Source organism: Massilia sp. 9I (assembly GCF_902506415.1).
Classification (GTDB): Bacteria; Pseudomonadota; Gammaproteobacteria; order Burkholderiales; family Burkholderiaceae_D; genus Telluria.
In genome coordinates this window covers 1,561,474-1,574,821 of sequence record NZ_LR733275.1, presented here as the reverse complement: position 1 = coordinate 1,574,821, position 13,348 = coordinate 1,561,474, and the positions used below count along the sequence as shown (strand labels likewise).

Genomic DNA, 13,348 nt, shown 5'->3' with positions numbered 1-13,348 from the left:
TCCGAGGTAGCGAACGATGAACGCATTGTTAATGGTTGGCCGTCTCCTTGACGCGGTTTGGGTGAGTCCACGAGCGCAAGTGCACCCCGCATGGGTGGACGAAACTACGGCAGCAATCTGCACCCACGTTGTTAGCTTTCACTTTTCTGTCGCCCCTTCCGTACAGGTCGTGCCATGCGAGGTTCCGATAGACGACGCTTATCCGGCGCTTGGTATTGATGTTCAGGAGTTACCACCGCCTTCAGTAGTGCCAGAGGTGTTGCAAACACTAGAGCGGCTAGACGAAATTCAGGAGTGTCTACCTGCGATGGTCGCCGGGGTGAGGGTCTGGGACGCATTGGGAGAAGGCCCTGACTCTGCTATTGAAGTCGCTTTGGAAACCGGAGTAACGCTAATCGTCAGGCATATGTATCCACCCATGAGCCTTGGTGTAGAGGTACTAAGACAAGGCAACTCACAGACCGCTTAGGGTCGGTAGCTGCCCTTGGTGAATGTTCGTGACTTTCCATCACTAGCAAACTGCTATGCTGATCCCGACGGCCTCGCTGAACCAGGGCGTAGCGTCATTCTTCTAGCGAACGAGCAACGCATGCATAAGATGTTTCACTTTCATTTTGCTGGGCCAGCAAGCCTACATCGGAGCTTACATAGCTTCCTGATATTTGGCGCGATCATTGTGCCCGCGTGTGCAGCGCAGACGAACACGTCAGCCAGCAACGATCTTCTTCCCGAAACGGCTAGTACGCTTCCGAAGCTTCGTTCAGCGATGCCAGTCATGCCTTGCGAGAGACCTGCTTGGTCGCATGCAGCACTCCGCAAACAAATGACGGGAACGGTCACGATGAAGTTCCTCATTGACACGGATGGGACTGTTCTTGAAAAGGAGATCTTCAAATCAAGCGGCTACCCAATACAAGACAAGGCTGCCTTGGAGGCCACTGCCCGTTGCAAGCTTCAAGTAGCGCCCCAAGACAGCCAACCTAAGAAAGAATGGGTCTTGCTTCAATATGTCTGGACCTTGGAGTAGCCAAGCCAATAAAGCTCGGTTCTGACGTTGCTAACTGCACCGGTCCACATCGCCCTATCCGGGCGTCCGGAATCGGCCAGGAGCGGACGGTCACGATGTAGCTCGGGACTTTCTCTTGAGGTCATATGCAGCTTCTAGATGCGATTTTTCTTGTTGGACAGATGCCGGAGCAATCCGTGATCTACACGCGCGAACCGTTCCAGTTGAGCAGTGAGGCGAAGATCGTCCAGTTTGGAAAGGACGACACGGTCGTGCGGCACGATAAGGAAGAAGGCTTTGTCTATTTTCTCGAAGCTGAGCTTGTAACTGAGTTGTTGGAGATGATTGCCTCGAAACGTAGCTCTAGAGAGACCAAGGCTGAATTCGTGTGTCACTACGCTACTTGGGATGCATATCCTGCCTGGGCTTCCGATCTTGAAGATGCGTGAAGTCCATCGTCCGCTTCGGGTCGGTAGCGGACGCTACGATAGGTCTGCAAACGGCCAGAAGCGGACAGTGGCGCAAGCGCACGCGACCTACCGTATTAGAAACAACAATCAGTTGAGCAGACTTCATGGATAACCCAATAGGAAATCGAGCATTGGCATCTAATGAGCTGCGCCTAGCTCGATGGATGCTTGAACACGGCACCCCTGAAGCGTCAGCGTTTCTGCCGCAGCTCGAGCTTGCAGAAGTCACCTCATGGAAATGTCCATGCGGGTGCGCAAGTATCAATTTCCAGATACAGGGGCAGCCTTTGCCGCCGGCCGGCGTTCATATTCTGGGTGACTACTTCGTCGGCGAAGGGAACGAAGTAAGCGGCGCTTTTATATTTGAGAGCGGTGGACTGTTGAGCGGAATCGAGTTCTACAGTCTCGGAGGTGAAGCGCTCCGGTTTCTACCTAGCATTGAAGAGCTACGCCCGTTTGAAAGCGGTAGGTGACATCGGATAATCGGACGCTACAGGTTACGTCCGGTTCGGGTCGAGAGCGGCCTGCCGTAACAGCCTGCGACTTTTCCAGGTCGGCAAGCTGATATGCTGAGTCGAATGGCCGGGTTCGGCCAGAAGCGGACCTACGTCGAGAACGCATTGTTGTCTGAACTCAGCCATAAACACATCACTATGAACCCATCTTTGTCCATCGCCGCTAACGGACATGTAACTCTCGAGTTCGGCGATTACGATTCCGTGGCATACCAACAGGTGTGCGGCAAACTTGAAAACGAACTCGGATTTTCTAGGCAGGGGGACACCGTGGCTGGACTCGACGAAGGCATAAGTCCGTCGTTTTTACGTGCCGAGCTTGAGATTTCAAGCGGGTGGGACAACTGGAGCGGTAGCTATCTGCTTGCGAATTCAAACGCAGGCGACGAGATACTCCGGCTTTTGTACGCTGAACTTATGTAGGAAATTGCGAGACGAAACTACGCTCGCTACAGTCTACGTCTGACACTAGCCAACGTCCGCTTCGGGTCGTAAGCGGACGCTACAATAGGTCCGCAATCGGCCAGGAGCAGTCGTTGCGCGCCCTCGGATTAAGCTCGAGTTAATCTAAACAGAAAATGAAATCCATTGCTTGCCTCACTTTGCTTACCCTTACTATAGGGACCGCTCTAGCTCAGGACACTCGGCCAGCCGAACTAGCTAATGCGAATGAACGGCTGAATACAACGTACCAGCGGATCCTTAGCCTTATGGCCTCCGATGAACAAGTCAAGCTTCGGAAGGCTCAGCGGGCTTGGATTGAATACCGAGACCTTGACTGTGCATGGGCATTCAGCGCACAGCCACTTGACTGTCAAATCCAGCGAACCCAGGAACGTGTTGCTGCTCTGGAAGACTCATTCTTTCGAGACAAGGCCGGTACCTACAGAATGGGTGACGACGGAAAAAAATAGTAGGTCATCCAGGGCTGGTTGACTGTCCGCTTCGGGTCGGTAGCAGCCCTACGTGACAGTCCGCGATTTTTCGGTCCTGGCGACCTGCTATGCTTGAGCTAAACGGCCGCCTTCGGCCACAAGCGGTCACTGGATCTTTAACACTTCAGGAAATCCCCACAATGCGCGATCCGGCCAGAATTGACGAGGTACTCGAACTGCTGCGCGAAGTATGGACACTTGAGCCGGATCTGCGGTTGGGCCAGCTCATCTACAACGCCGCACGCATTCGCGAGCCCGGTTTAAGTGATGTATTTTCAATCGAAGACAGCAGTCTTTACAAAGGGCTGGTTCGTTACCTTGAGCAGATTCAGGTTGATAGATCTGCAAAGTCGGCCGGTAAATGACTGCTTCGGGTCGGAAGCGGACGCTACAATAGGTCCGCAATCGGCCACGAGCGGACATTGGCCTAACGATACTTTCGTCAACATGTTCATGAAGTCGCTGACAATCACCGGAAGGCTCAAAAGCCTACCTGGCGTAGCACTGGGTATGAGCGCTTTTCTCGCTTGGGCAATCGTCAGTGGTATGCAGCCAGAAAATGGTATCGACGCGTCTGTCTATGAATTCATCATCTCTGCCTGTGCAGGGGCCATCACAGTATCGTTTCTTCCCTTTCTTGCTGGCTTGGGTTTGGGGATGAGTTGTTTCACCATTTGGACCGCTATCACACTCAATGGTATCGGTTTCCTTGGAAGGATGATGCTTCCAGTTCTCTTCGGTTGGTCGCTAGGTGTGGCTTCCATTGGATTTGTTCTCGGAACACTCATAGGCAGCGGCGCCAGGGGCTTGAATGACCGGATAAGGAAGCGATAAGGATGTCCGGTTTGAGTTGAGAGCAGCATGTACAGCGTGCGGCTGAGCAGGCTCGAAGCTACGGCTTCGATATTGCACGCATCTTACAACCTAAGATTTCACTGCTGAGCGCAAGAACTCTACAAATGCGCGTACTCGCGCTGACAGGTGACGATTCTGGGGGTAGAGAATCGAAAACGGGCGGGAGCGGCCGCCATATTCTTGAAGGACCTCTACAAGGTCACCACGCCTCAAGGCGTCGCCTACTGCAAAGCGGTAGGTTTGATAAAGGCCTCCGCCCGCATTCACCCAAGCGACAGCCCCTAACGCATCGTTAAGCACGCGCATCCGGCTCGTTATCGGCTTCTCGATGAAGGTACCGTGTTCATCGGTGAACAGCCACTGCAGGGGGCGCCCTGTATTCGGCGATATGTACTGGATACAATCATGTTCACTGAGGTCATCAATACTGCGCGGTACACCTTTTTTTGCAAGGTATGTTGGGGTACCAAATACCCCTACCATAGCGTCCTCAAGCTTGAATGCGACAAGACGTGAATCTTGTTGAATGCCAAGCCGGATTGCCAGGTCAAAGCCTTCTTCGACGAAGTCAATTATCTTGTCGGAAATGCTGATCTCGATGTCGATCTGAGGATAAAGCTCGGTAAACTTGGGCATTAAAGGCAGCAACCGAAACGTCCCGTAAGCAGCACTAACACTGATGCGTAGTGGTCCGCTGGGAACAGTTTGCGCACCTGTGATCGCACGCTCAGCCTCGGCGATTTGCTCGAGTGCTAGCTGACATTCCTTCCAATAAAGCTCTCCTTCCGTTGTCAGCTTGACGGCGCGGGTAGTCCTCAAAAAAAGACGCACGCCAAGACGCTGCTCGAGCCGGCTGATCGATCGACTGACCGCGGCCGGCGTCAAACCAAGAATCTCAGCTGCACTGGTAAAGCTACCAGTCTCCGCTGCTCTACAAAACTGCTCGATGCTGCCAAGTTGCCGTGGGTCGCCCGCTGCCATATTCATTACCGTTTGTAATAAATGAATTGATTATCACACGGTTTATCAATCAAGAACGACGCATTAAAGTACGTTCACTGCTTCAGCAATAACGCGCCAAGGCCACGCTACACAAGCAGGTACACAGTTTGGCCTACACATCGACACACTAAAAGGACCTGCAAAATGACTAGCAAACTGAACGTTTACACCTCGCCGTCGGCTTTCCCCAACCCGCAACGCCTGCGCCTGTTCATGCATGAAAAGGGAATTGCTGATCAGTTCCAAGAGACCATTTACGACATGACGCCAGTTGGTGAACAACGTGGCTGGCGCCACTTGAAAATGAATGCCTGGGGTGAGACACCGACCCTCGAGCTCGCTGACGGTAGCTACATCTCCGAAACGGCAGCGGTCGTTCGTTACCTGGACCAGTCTTACCCCGGCCGCAAGATCATGGGTGACACGCCGCTGGAACAGGGCCTGGACAACATGTGGGATAACCGCATCTGGGTTCACATCCTGTATCGCATCGTCACAGCTTTCCACGTTCTGCATACCGGTCTCGGCTTCAAACTCGAACTGACGAAGAACGAAGCCTGGGGTGAACACTGCCGCAAAGAAGCGTTGGCCCATGCTGCACTCGTCAACAAGCATCTTTCGGACGGACGCAAATGGCTGCTGGGGGGCGATGAGCCTACTTTCGCCGACATCACGCTGGCAACTGCGATCGCGTTCTCGAAGTTCCCGGTGAATGCCACGCCGCTGGACGAGCGTTTCGAGTTCCTGGATGCCTACTGGCAGCGCTGGCAGCAGCGTCCGAGCTTCCAGGCCGCGTATGCCGATCGTAGCAGTGGCATCCCTGAACTGGATAACGAGGCTTGATCCAAGCTTGAAGTCGGGCGCTGTCCAAGCAATGGATTTCGCGCGTTTGAACGGGTCTACTTGGGTCGGTAGCGCGGTGACCGTGGTAGTCTGCTTTTGACCGGCTACGGTCGGTATGGTGACATTGAGGTCAAGGTTTGACGCGGCAGATGCATTACCTGCCGCGCCTCTTCTCACAATTTTTTGGACTGTGTCGTATGAACAAGACCATGAAACTGCCTGGGCCGGACCATCCGATCACGATCACGCCCGAGTCTCGCCGCATTACCGTAACCGTGGGTGGAACTGTCATTGCGGACAGCACTCGAGCGCTATCCCTGAAAGAAGCAAGCTATCCGGCTGTCCTGTACATCCCGCGCGAAGACGTTCGCATGGATCAGCTTGAGCGCACCGAACATGCAACGTATTGCCCTTACAAAGGGGACTGCGCTTACTACAATATTCGATCGGGCGGAGAACGTGGCGTGAATGCCGTATGGACTTATGAACATCCGTTTTCTGCAGTCAACCAAATAGCTTCGCACCTGGCGTTCTATCCTGACCGGGTTGACGCTATCAACGTCGCCCAGGGTTAACAGGGCTTTGTCGACGCGCGCGAATGGTAGAGAAGGCAATTTCGCGCGACCGCTCTCACAGAACATGGGAACAAGAGCAAAATGTTTGTGTGGATAGTAGGCGCGATTTTGCTTGCGCCGGCCGTCATAGCGATTAGCGCATGTGGGGTCTTCATGTTCCGGTATATGCGGCTGCGAAGAGGCCGCAAGAACACCCTGGTCGATCATCTACATGACTTCGCAGGGACTTGGACACGCCTGTTCACCCGTAGAGATCCAGCTGAAGAACGAGCGTATTTGCGAAAATCCCTCTATGCCGGACTGTTGTTCGTTGGCTATGTACACATCCTAATTGCCATTACCAGCAATTCTTAGTCGCCCGACTGACTTGGTCGAATTTGCGCTGGAATTGCTCCGGCATCATCACGACCTCGCTGCTCTTGTCGTTGTAGAAAACGAAGCCCAACTTGGCCATGGCGATTCGCTTGCGGTCGCACGGGCGGGTGAGGCGCCAGGTAGAGGCCGAGAAGGTTGTTGGGCTGAGTCGCAGGAGCTGAGGGCGGGCCCGTCCCGCTAGCCGAACAGCGTTTTCAACACGTAGCCGACCGCAAACACCAGGCCGAGACCGGCCACGGTCACTACGAGCCCATACCCAATGCGCAGCAACGACAGGCGCTGTCCGGCGGTGCGCTCATCGACGATTTTCGTTAGCCGCGTATTCCAGAAGCGAGACGCCAGCCATTCGAACAGCAGTTGCGCCGGCAACGCGAGCAGGAAAACAGCGGCCCATTGTGTGGGACTGGTCGGAAGGTCAGGGTACGCGAAAGCTAGCCAGAGCAGTGCAAAGACAGCGGACAGGGCAACGTAAATGGCGATAGCCTTGAATGCCGTTCGTATGGTGGCTATCCGCATTGGTGCGCCCTGACGGTCAATTCGGCAAAACCGGTTCAGTCGACCCAGTTTACCCGGTCAAACTTGCGTTGGAACTCCTCCGGCATCATCACGACTTCGCTGCTCTTGTAGTTGTAGAACACGAAGCCCGATTTGGCCATGGCGATCAGCGTGCGGTCGCGTGGCCGGGTGATGCGGAAGATGATGTCGCCGCCGTACTTGTTAAAGTCCATGACCCCTACCTCGAACAGCAGCTGGTCGCGCGCATGCGCCTCGGCGCGGTAGGTGGTGGCAAGGTCGGTGACGATGATGCCGGTGCCGTCGCGTTCGGTCTCGGCCACGCCGAATTCGAACAGGAAGCGCGCCCGCGCCTCGGAGATCATTGAGATCATCGAGTCGTTGCCGAGGTGGTTGGCGGCATTGATGTCGGTGACGCGCACCGACATCGGGGTGGAATAGTAGAACTGGTCTTCGGGGAAGGTGAGTTGTAAGCGTGCCATTTCTCTATTCTAAACTCAGGGAGTGGTCGACCTGACGATTTTATAGACGATTCCGCCCGACGTCAGAAGGTACATCTCGCCCTGTCCGTCCTCGCCGAAGGAGACCACATTGCCGACGTTGCCTACGTTCCACTCGCGTTGCTCACCAACATTACTGCCGCCCATGGGGCGGAAGCTTTTCAGGAAACCGCGGCAGTAGTCGGAATAGAAGTATACGGCTCCGAGGTTCGGAATGGCACTGCCGCGGTAGACGAAGCCGCCCGTGATCGAGCAGCCGTTGGCGTCGTTGGTGCCGTGATCGTATTCGAAGGCAGGAAGGATCAGGCCTGTGCGGTCGCAGGTGGTGGCGTTGTAGCAGAGCGTACCTTCCATTGTGTTCCAGCCGAAATTGAGCCCGCCCGCGTCGGCAGCGTTGATGTTCACCTCTTCGCGCCGGTCCTGTCCCACATCGCTAAGGAAAATCATTCCCGACGAGAAGGAGAAGCGCCACGGGTTGCGTAGTCCCGAGGCCCAGATTTCGGCGCGCCGGTTGGGCTGGCTGTTATAGGGGTTGCCACGGGGGATAGTGTAGGGCTGGACGGCGGATGCGCCGCGCACATCGATTCGCAGCAGCTTGCCGAGTAGGGAATTCAAATTCTGGGCATTGCCGAGCGGGTCACCGGCACCGCCGCCGTCACCGGTACCGATGAACAGGTTGCCATCCGGGCCGAAGGCGAGTTGGCCGCCGAAATGGTTGGTGTAGGTCGGGTGCGCAATGCGCAGGATCGGCAGGCTCGAGGTTGGGTCGGCCTGGTTGGCGTTGCTGCCCACGCTGAGGCGCTCGATTACGATATTCTGCTGCGGATCGGTGTAATAGATATAGAAGTAGCCATTGCGAGCGTAATCCGGATCGAAGGCCATCGACAGCAGGCCACCTTCTCCGCCCGTGAACACGCGGCTGCTGATGTCGAGGAAGGGTATGCCGAGCGTATTGCCGTTCTCGACGATGCGGATGCGCCCTGGGCGCTCGACCACGAACAGGCGCGCATCTCCTGCTGGCGCGGTGAGGTAGGTCGGGTTGTCGAGGTTGGCCACCACTTGACTCAGCGCGATATTCACGCTCGCGCCGGTGTAGGCGATGGTGGCGTTGGTCGTGGTGCCAGCGTTGACAACCGCGCTTTGTCCGCTAGGGAAGGGCGTATAGGTGACGCCGCCAGCAGTGATGGGTGGTCCAGCCAAGGTGTAGGTGCCTGGCGTCAGACCGGACAGGGTTTGCGACGCGGTCAGGTCTTGCTGGTAGCTGGCGGGACCCATGACGCGCACCGAGGCATTAACGCCCGCCGGCAGGCCGCTGATAGTGACGGCCAGCGAGCCGGTGGTGGCGCTCGGCGGCGGTGTCGATGGGCCGGGCGTGCCGGGATTGCCGCCGCCTCCACCGCAAGCGCTCAGGCAGAAGGCGATCAGGATCAACAGGTAAGTCCACGCACGCATGACAGCTCCCCGATGTTCGTCCAGTACTGCATTCTGCCAGCGAAACGGCAGGCCTTGCCATTCGCGTGCGTCAGCGGTGTGCGCCCCTTTAGCGCGTCAGGCGGTACATCAACAGTGCGGCACGGATCGCGGAGCGCTCCATCGAGGTCAGGTCGACCCGCTCGTTGGGCGAATGCGCCCCGCCGCCACTCGCGCCCAGGCCATCGAGGCTGTCGACCAGCGGCGCCACGAACTGGATGTCGCCGGCGCCGCGCGCGGTCGGCGGCACCGCGCCCACCGTGCCCAGGCCGGCGTCGCTGCTGGCCTGCGAATACAGCTCCAGCAGCTTCAGGTTGCCGGGCGTGACCGCCATCGGCGGATAGGAATCGCGGAAAGTAATCGAGGCGCTGGCGCCCGGCAGGCTCTGGCCGACGATCTCGCGCATGCGCGCGTGGGCGCGGTCACGCTGGGCGTAGTCGAGGTAGCGCAGGTCGCCGCGCACGACCACCTTGTTGGCGATGACGTTGGTCTTGCCGGCAGCCGTGCCTTTCGCATTCGCCTCGTCGTAGGCGACGTCGGTGCCGCCCAGGATCACGCCCGGGTTGAAGGTGAGGCCCGGCTCCACCACTTGCTGGCGGAATCCGTCGAGGATGCGCGCCGCCTCGTACACGGCGCCATAGCCCGCATTGCCGAACACGCCTTGCGAGTGGCCCTGGCGACCGGTGACGTCGAGGTCGAAGCTGGCGGTGGCGCGGCGCCCGACTGTCGCCATCGGCTGGCCGCCTGGTCCGGTGACGGCGCCTTCGAAACTCAGGGCCACGTCGCTCAGCTTGGCCAGCTCGACCATGTCGCGGCGCGAGATCTCGCGCGGGTGACCGGCTTCTTCCTCGTCGCCGGTGAAGACCACGGTGATCGTGGTGTTGTCGAGCGCACCCGTGCGCTGCACCGCGCGCAGGGCGGCGATCACGACCACGTTCCCGCCCTTCATGTCGCCCACGCCCTGGCCGCGCGCGGTGGTGTCGCTCTCGCGTTCCCACAGCGGACCCGGCGCGTCGGCTTCGAACACGGTGTCGAGGTGGCCGAGCAGCAGCAGGCGCTTGCCCTGTTTGCCCGTGCGGTTGGCGACCAGGTGGCCGGCGCGGCCCATCGCGCGCGGCATGTCGATCCAGACCGTCTTGAAGCCGAGCGCCTCCAGCTCCTTGCGGAACACTTCACCGGTGGCGCGCACGCCGGCCAGGTTCAGGGTGCCGCTGTTGATGCGCGCGCTGCGCTCGAGCAGGTTGATGGCTTCCGGTTGCCAGGCCTTGACCTCGGCGGCGATGCGCTGCTCGACCGGGGACAGGCTCTGAGCATGGGCGCCAGTGGCGAGAAGGCTTGTCAATACAAAGGAAAGGGCGAGCTTGCGCGGCATGTGGGCATCCTATGCGGTGGGGATGCACAACTTTACTACGGTCAAGAGCACGCAACAAAACACGCTTGCGAGCAGAGCAACAACTCCCCTACACTGGACCGCGATCACATCCTCATTGAAAGGAAACGCATGAAGTTTGCTGTCCACGCCCTGCTCGGTCTTTCCCTGGTCGCCGGCAACGCCGCGTTCGCCGCGCCCGCCGCTGCCCCGTCGCAGGCTGCGGCGACCAATCCCGCCCATGTGAAAGCCGTGGAAGACCTGCTTGCCTCCATGCAGGTCGAAAAGGTTCTGCGGGGCGTCGCCGGACGCAGCCGCTACCCGAGCGAAGCCCAGCGCAAGGAGGTCTTCGCCAAGCTCGACAGGACGCCGCCGGCCGAGGTGTACCGCCGCCTCGCCGCGCCGCTCGCGCCCGTCATCTCCGCTGACACGGCCACCGAGATGACCCGCTTCTATAACACGCCCTACGGCAAGAAAGTCATCCAGGCCAGGTACAACAGCAGCGCGCAGATCATGTTCCCGGGCACGAAGCCGGTGGTGCCGCCGGAAGAAAAGAAAGAACGCACGCGCGCCGCCTATGTCAATGCCAGCAAGGCTCTGGCGGATGCGCAGCCGGCGATCGAGAGCGAAGCCTTCAAGCTGCTGCAGATGATCAACAAAGAGAAGCGCTGAAGCATGGCAACGATGAACTTCGAAGGCATGGGGCGCTACATTTACGGCGCCGCCAGGATCGGCGGCGATCTTGAGGCCGTCACCGACTGGATGGCCGATGATCTGGGCGTGGCGCGGCCACAGCCTGGCGACGACGATGCCGCGCGCGGACTGTATGGTGCGTTCTTCGCAAAATACGCCGATGAGGATGCTCTGCGGGACAACTTCGAGCGCTTCATGATCATGCTGAAAAGCCGTCCGCCTTCGGCCGGCAGGGTGCGGGGAGAGGTGGTTCCCCGCCGCATTGAAACACCTAAGTTCATCGCCTCCGAGCGCATTTTATGGCTGCACGCCGACGGCACCGAAACGATCATCGAGGCAAAAATCGGCGAGCCATATCAAGTCGACGAACGCACGTGGGCTTGTCCGGCATGCCTGGATGGCGTCGATGGACGTTATCCTGACATTTTCGGCGCGGGTTCAATGCAGGCATTGACGCTTGCACTCGATCTGCTCAGGACCATACTGGGGCATATGCTTAAGGATAATGCCCAACTTGTTTTTCCTGAAGACCGAAGCCCTTGGGACATGTCGACGCTCGGCATGCCTTGACGAATCCGCTCCGGCGGATACGCAAGGCAGGCCTGCACTTCTTCAACGCAGCGCGGCGCCTGTCGCGTTCACGCCGCCTGTCACCGTGGAAGCCCTGATGCCGGCGAATTCGAGGCCGGCAAACACTAGCACCGTCAGCGCCTGGGCCAGCAGGAAGGCGACACCGAGCACGCCCGGCTGGTCGGCCACGCCAACCGCCACGCAGCCGAGCGCCCAGCCGGCGTTGCCGATCACGAGTCCCCAGAGCAGCAGTGACGGTACCGGCTTGCCGCGCGCGAGCCAGACCAGCAGCAAGGCGTAGCCGACCAGGAAGACGCCGGATTCGAACAGCACGTCGTGGGATAGGCCCAGCAAGCCCGCCAGGCTGCGCGTGAGCCCCAGCTGGAGAGCTGCAACGAGCATGCTGACAAGCGCATCGGCCAGCAGCACGCGTTGCAGGAATTTGGAAGGAAGAAGGTGTTTCATGTCGGCTCCTTGAAAGATGGAGCCTTCAGTGTCCTTCCTCCGGCGCGGACCGCCAATTACCCGGCAGGTAATAGGAGGCGCCCTGTCCTCAGGGCTGGTCCGCCTCGCGCGTACGCGTCTTGGTGACGATACCGGCAGGATTGATCAGCACGACGAACTCGGCGAAGCGTCCGCCGCCCGCCGGCGACTGGTAGACCCAGGTTTCGTAGCCGCTGTCGAACACGACGCTCTTGGTCGGACCGAAGGCGGCCAGCAATTGCGCCTTGGTGGTCGTGCCAGGAACGACGGCCTGCTGCAGGCGCTCGGCCGCCACCTGCGTGCCGGGCGGCGCGGACGTGCTGGCGCAGCCGGCCAGCAGGAGCAGGGCGCAGAAGGACAATGCGGTGCGCTTCATGGCGCGTCCTCCATGTATTCGAACTCGACCAGGGTATCGTCCGGCCAGGATTTGTCCCAGATCGGCGCATAGAAGGTGCGGTCGAGCATGACCTGGCAGTCGCAGTACTGCAGGTCCGCCTTGGTCTGTTCGCCGCCGGCGTACAGCATGTTGAAGGGAAGCGTTTCAACGCGCTCGCCTGCGCGCAGGCGCACCGCGAAGACGGGGCGCTCGGCGAAGAACAGGTAATTGCCGTTGGGGCTGTTGCAGACCTGATCTGGCGAGGTCAGTGCATTCGAGATCCAGGCGAATAGCGGCGAACTGTTGGACACCAGCCCGGCCTCGACGCCGACCATGCACTCCAGCCGCATGTCGCCCAGGCGGCGCGTGCCCGCTGGCAGGCCGGGCGTGATGATCTGCGCGCGCCAGGTCATGCTGGTGGTCTTGCGGTTGGCGACCACGGCGGCGTCTTCGCGCAGCGCGACCTCGTTACGCGGCAGGACGAAGCTGTTGTCGGGCGCGATCGGGACCGGCACGCTGACGCTGTCGCCGGCAATGCGCAAGCTAATGCCGCGCATGTCCACCGTCGGCAGGCGCGGCAGCAACTGGAAGCGCAGCGGCGCATTCGGCGCCAGGGCATGCTCGCGCGCGAAGCGTTCCATGCCCTTGATCATTTTTCGGTAGGATTTATCGACCGGGTCGCGGGTAGATTGCACCTTGACCGTCGCCGGCTGCCCGCCCGTCTGGGCATGTGCAGCCGGAAGCCCGGCCAGGACGGACAGGCTGAGAATAACGCGGACCAGGAGCCGCGTCATGGGA

At 59.0% G+C, this 13,348-nt stretch carries 18 protein-coding genes; 10 read left to right on the top strand and 8 right to left on the bottom strand.

The window, feature by feature from the left end; all coding sequences use genetic code 11:
* The first annotated feature begins 589 nt into the window (after window positions 1–589).
* The 6 genes from GV068_RS25460 to GV068_RS07170 all read left to right on the top strand — a co-directional run bounded on the left by GV068_RS25460 (window position 590) and on the right by GV068_RS07170 (window position 3,760).
* Window positions 590–1,027 carry an energy transducer TonB gene (locus GV068_RS25460; RefSeq protein ID WP_159696681.1) on the top strand — a complete coding sequence of 146 codons (438 nt, stop codon included), beginning with the start codon at window positions 590–592 and terminating at the stop codon, window positions 1,025–1,027.
* Window positions 1,028–1,152: 125 nt separating this feature from the next.
* Window positions 1,153–1,455, top strand: coding sequence for a hypothetical protein (locus tag GV068_RS07190; RefSeq protein ID WP_159696680.1), 303 nt, complete (start codon window positions 1,153–1,155; stop codon window positions 1,453–1,455).
* A 587-nt stretch (window positions 1,456–2,042) separates the two neighbouring features.
* Window positions 2,043–2,414, top strand: a complete 372-nt coding sequence (locus tag GV068_RS07185; protein ID WP_159696679.1) for a hypothetical protein — start codon at window positions 2,043–2,045, stop codon at window positions 2,412–2,414.
* A 155-nt stretch (window positions 2,415–2,569) separates the two neighbouring features.
* Window positions 2,570–2,905 carry a lysozyme inhibitor LprI family protein gene (locus GV068_RS25455; RefSeq protein ID WP_159696678.1) on the top strand — a complete coding sequence of 112 codons (336 nt, stop codon included), beginning with the start codon at window positions 2,570–2,572 and terminating at the stop codon, window positions 2,903–2,905.
* A 161-nt stretch (window positions 2,906–3,066) separates the two neighbouring features.
* The gene (locus tag GV068_RS07175) at window positions 3,067–3,291 is read left to right on the top strand and encodes a DUF1040 family protein (protein ID WP_159696677.1); all 225 of its coding nucleotides are present in this window, start codon (window positions 3,067–3,069) and stop codon (window positions 3,289–3,291) included.
* Window positions 3,292–3,379: 88 nt separating this feature from the next.
* Entirely contained in the window at window positions 3,380–3,760 is a 381-nt protein-coding gene (locus tag GV068_RS07170) for a hypothetical protein (protein ID WP_159696676.1), read from the top strand.
* A 90-nt stretch (window positions 3,761–3,850) separates the two neighbouring features.
* Here GV068_RS07170 and GV068_RS07165 read toward each other — a convergent pair whose 3' ends face one another.
* Window positions 3,851–4,762, bottom strand: a complete 912-nt coding sequence (locus tag GV068_RS07165) for a LysR family transcriptional regulator (protein WP_159704688.1) — start codon at window positions 4,760–4,762, stop codon at window positions 3,851–3,853.
* Window positions 4,763–4,927: 165 nt separating this feature from the next.
* Here GV068_RS07165 and GV068_RS07160 point away from each other — a divergent pair, with 165 nt between their 5' ends.
* Entirely contained in the window at window positions 4,928–5,626 is a 699-nt protein-coding gene (locus GV068_RS07160; protein WP_159696675.1) for a glutathione S-transferase family protein, read from the top strand.
* A 197-nt stretch (window positions 5,627–5,823) separates the two neighbouring features.
* Window positions 5,824–6,201 carry a DUF427 domain-containing protein gene (locus GV068_RS07155; protein WP_159696674.1) on the top strand — a complete coding sequence of 126 codons (378 nt, stop codon included), beginning with the start codon at window positions 5,824–5,826 and terminating at the stop codon, window positions 6,199–6,201.
* Between the two features lie 552 nt (window positions 6,202–6,753).
* Here GV068_RS07155 and GV068_RS07150 read toward each other — a convergent pair.
* The 4 genes from GV068_RS07150 to GV068_RS07135 form a co-directional block, all read right to left on the bottom strand.
* Window positions 6,754–7,092, bottom strand: a complete 339-nt coding sequence (locus tag GV068_RS07150; protein WP_159696673.1) for a hypothetical protein — start codon at window positions 7,090–7,092, stop codon at window positions 6,754–6,756.
* Window positions 7,093–7,127: 35 nt separating this feature from the next.
* A complete protein-coding gene (locus GV068_RS07145; protein WP_159696672.1) occupies window positions 7,128–7,571 on the bottom strand; it encodes a thioesterase family protein in 444 nt (147 codons plus the stop codon).
* A gap of 15 nt (window positions 7,572–7,586) precedes the next feature.
* Window positions 7,587–9,020 carry a sorbosone dehydrogenase family protein gene (locus tag GV068_RS07140; RefSeq protein WP_229463847.1) on the bottom strand — a complete coding sequence of 478 codons (1,434 nt, stop codon included), beginning with the start codon at window positions 9,018–9,020 and terminating at the stop codon, window positions 7,587–7,589.
* Between the two features lie 109 nt (window positions 9,021–9,129).
* Window positions 9,130–10,431, bottom strand: coding sequence for a M20/M25/M40 family metallo-hydrolase (locus GV068_RS07135; RefSeq protein WP_159696670.1), 1,302 nt, complete (start codon window positions 10,429–10,431; stop codon window positions 9,130–9,132).
* Between the two features lie 129 nt (window positions 10,432–10,560).
* Here GV068_RS07135 and GV068_RS07130 point away from each other — a divergent pair, with 129 nt between their 5' ends.
* Window positions 10,561–11,100: a hypothetical protein gene (locus tag GV068_RS07130; RefSeq protein WP_159696669.1), complete on the top strand. Its 540-nt coding sequence runs from the start codon at window positions 10,561–10,563 to the stop codon at window positions 11,098–11,100.
* Between the two features lie 3 nt (window positions 11,101–11,103).
* Window positions 11,104–11,691 carry a hypothetical protein gene (locus tag GV068_RS07125; protein WP_159696668.1) on the top strand — a complete coding sequence of 196 codons (588 nt, stop codon included), beginning with the start codon at window positions 11,104–11,106 and terminating at the stop codon, window positions 11,689–11,691.
* Between the two features lie 42 nt (window positions 11,692–11,733).
* Here GV068_RS07125 and GV068_RS07120 read toward each other — a convergent pair whose 3' ends face one another.
* The 3 genes from GV068_RS07120 to GV068_RS07110 form a co-directional block, all read right to left on the bottom strand.
* Window positions 11,734–12,156, bottom strand: coding sequence for a hypothetical protein (locus GV068_RS07120; RefSeq protein ID WP_159696667.1), 423 nt, complete (start codon window positions 12,154–12,156; stop codon window positions 11,734–11,736).
* 88 nt (window positions 12,157–12,244) lie between these two features.
* A complete protein-coding gene (locus GV068_RS07115) occupies window positions 12,245–12,550 on the bottom strand; it encodes a hypothetical protein (RefSeq protein ID WP_159696666.1) in 306 nt (101 codons plus the stop codon).
* Window positions 12,547–13,344 carry a hypothetical protein gene (locus tag GV068_RS07110; protein WP_159696665.1) on the bottom strand — a complete coding sequence of 266 codons (798 nt, stop codon included), beginning with the start codon at window positions 13,342–13,344 and terminating at the stop codon, window positions 12,547–12,549. The genes GV068_RS07115 and GV068_RS07110 overlap by 4 nt, the downstream gene beginning before the upstream one ends.
* Between the last annotated feature and the right edge of the window lie 4 nt (window positions 13,345–13,348).

Bases quoted from the DNA above. Each gene is read 5' to 3' on its own strand.
- GV068_RS07120 (WP_159696667.1), bottom strand. From the start codon at position 12,156: ATGAAACACCTTCTTCCTTCCAAATTCCTGCAACGCGTGCTGCTGGCC.
- GV068_RS07130 (WP_159696669.1), top strand. From the start codon at position 10,561: ATGAAGTTTGCTGTCCACGCCCTGCTCGGTCTTTCCCTGGTCGCCGGC.
- GV068_RS07190 (WP_159696680.1), top strand. From the start codon at position 1,153: ATGCAGCTTCTAGATGCGATTTTTCTTGTTGGACAGATGCCGGAGCAA.
- GV068_RS25460 (WP_159696681.1), top strand. From the start codon at position 590: ATGCATAAGATGTTTCACTTTCATTTTGCTGGGCCAGCAAGCCTACAT.
- GV068_RS07110 (WP_159696665.1), bottom strand. From the start codon at position 13,344: ATGACGCGGCTCCTGGTCCGCGTTATTCTCAGCCTGTCCGTCCTGGCC.
- GV068_RS07125 (WP_159696668.1), top strand. From the start codon at position 11,104: ATGGCAACGATGAACTTCGAAGGCATGGGGCGCTACATTTACGGCGCC.
- GV068_RS07155 (WP_159696674.1), top strand. From the start codon at position 5,824: ATGAACAAGACCATGAAACTGCCTGGGCCGGACCATCCGATCACGATC.
- GV068_RS07160 (WP_159696675.1), top strand. From the start codon at position 4,928: ATGACTAGCAAACTGAACGTTTACACCTCGCCGTCGGCTTTCCCCAAC.
- GV068_RS07170 (WP_159696676.1), top strand. From the start codon at position 3,380: ATGAAGTCGCTGACAATCACCGGAAGGCTCAAAAGCCTACCTGGCGTA.
- GV068_RS25455 (WP_159696678.1), top strand. From the start codon at position 2,570: ATGAAATCCATTGCTTGCCTCACTTTGCTTACCCTTACTATAGGGACC.
- GV068_RS07185 (WP_159696679.1), top strand. From the start codon at position 2,043: ATGCTGAGTCGAATGGCCGGGTTCGGCCAGAAGCGGACCTACGTCGAG.
- GV068_RS07145 (WP_159696672.1), bottom strand. From the start codon at position 7,571: ATGGCACGCTTACAACTCACCTTCCCCGAAGACCAGTTCTACTATTCC.
- GV068_RS07165 (WP_159704688.1), bottom strand. From the start codon at position 4,762: ATGGCAGCGGGCGACCCACGGCAACTTGGCAGCATCGAGCAGTTTTGT.
- GV068_RS07115 (WP_159696666.1), bottom strand. From the start codon at position 12,550: ATGAAGCGCACCGCATTGTCCTTCTGCGCCCTGCTCCTGCTGGCCGGC.
- GV068_RS07175 (WP_159696677.1), top strand. From the start codon at position 3,067: ATGCGCGATCCGGCCAGAATTGACGAGGTACTCGAACTGCTGCGCGAA.
- GV068_RS07150 (WP_159696673.1), bottom strand. From the start codon at position 7,092: ATGCGGATAGCCACCATACGAACGGCATTCAAGGCTATCGCCATTTAC.
- GV068_RS07135 (WP_159696670.1), bottom strand. From the start codon at position 10,431: ATGCCGCGCAAGCTCGCCCTTTCCTTTGTATTGACAAGCCTTCTCGCC.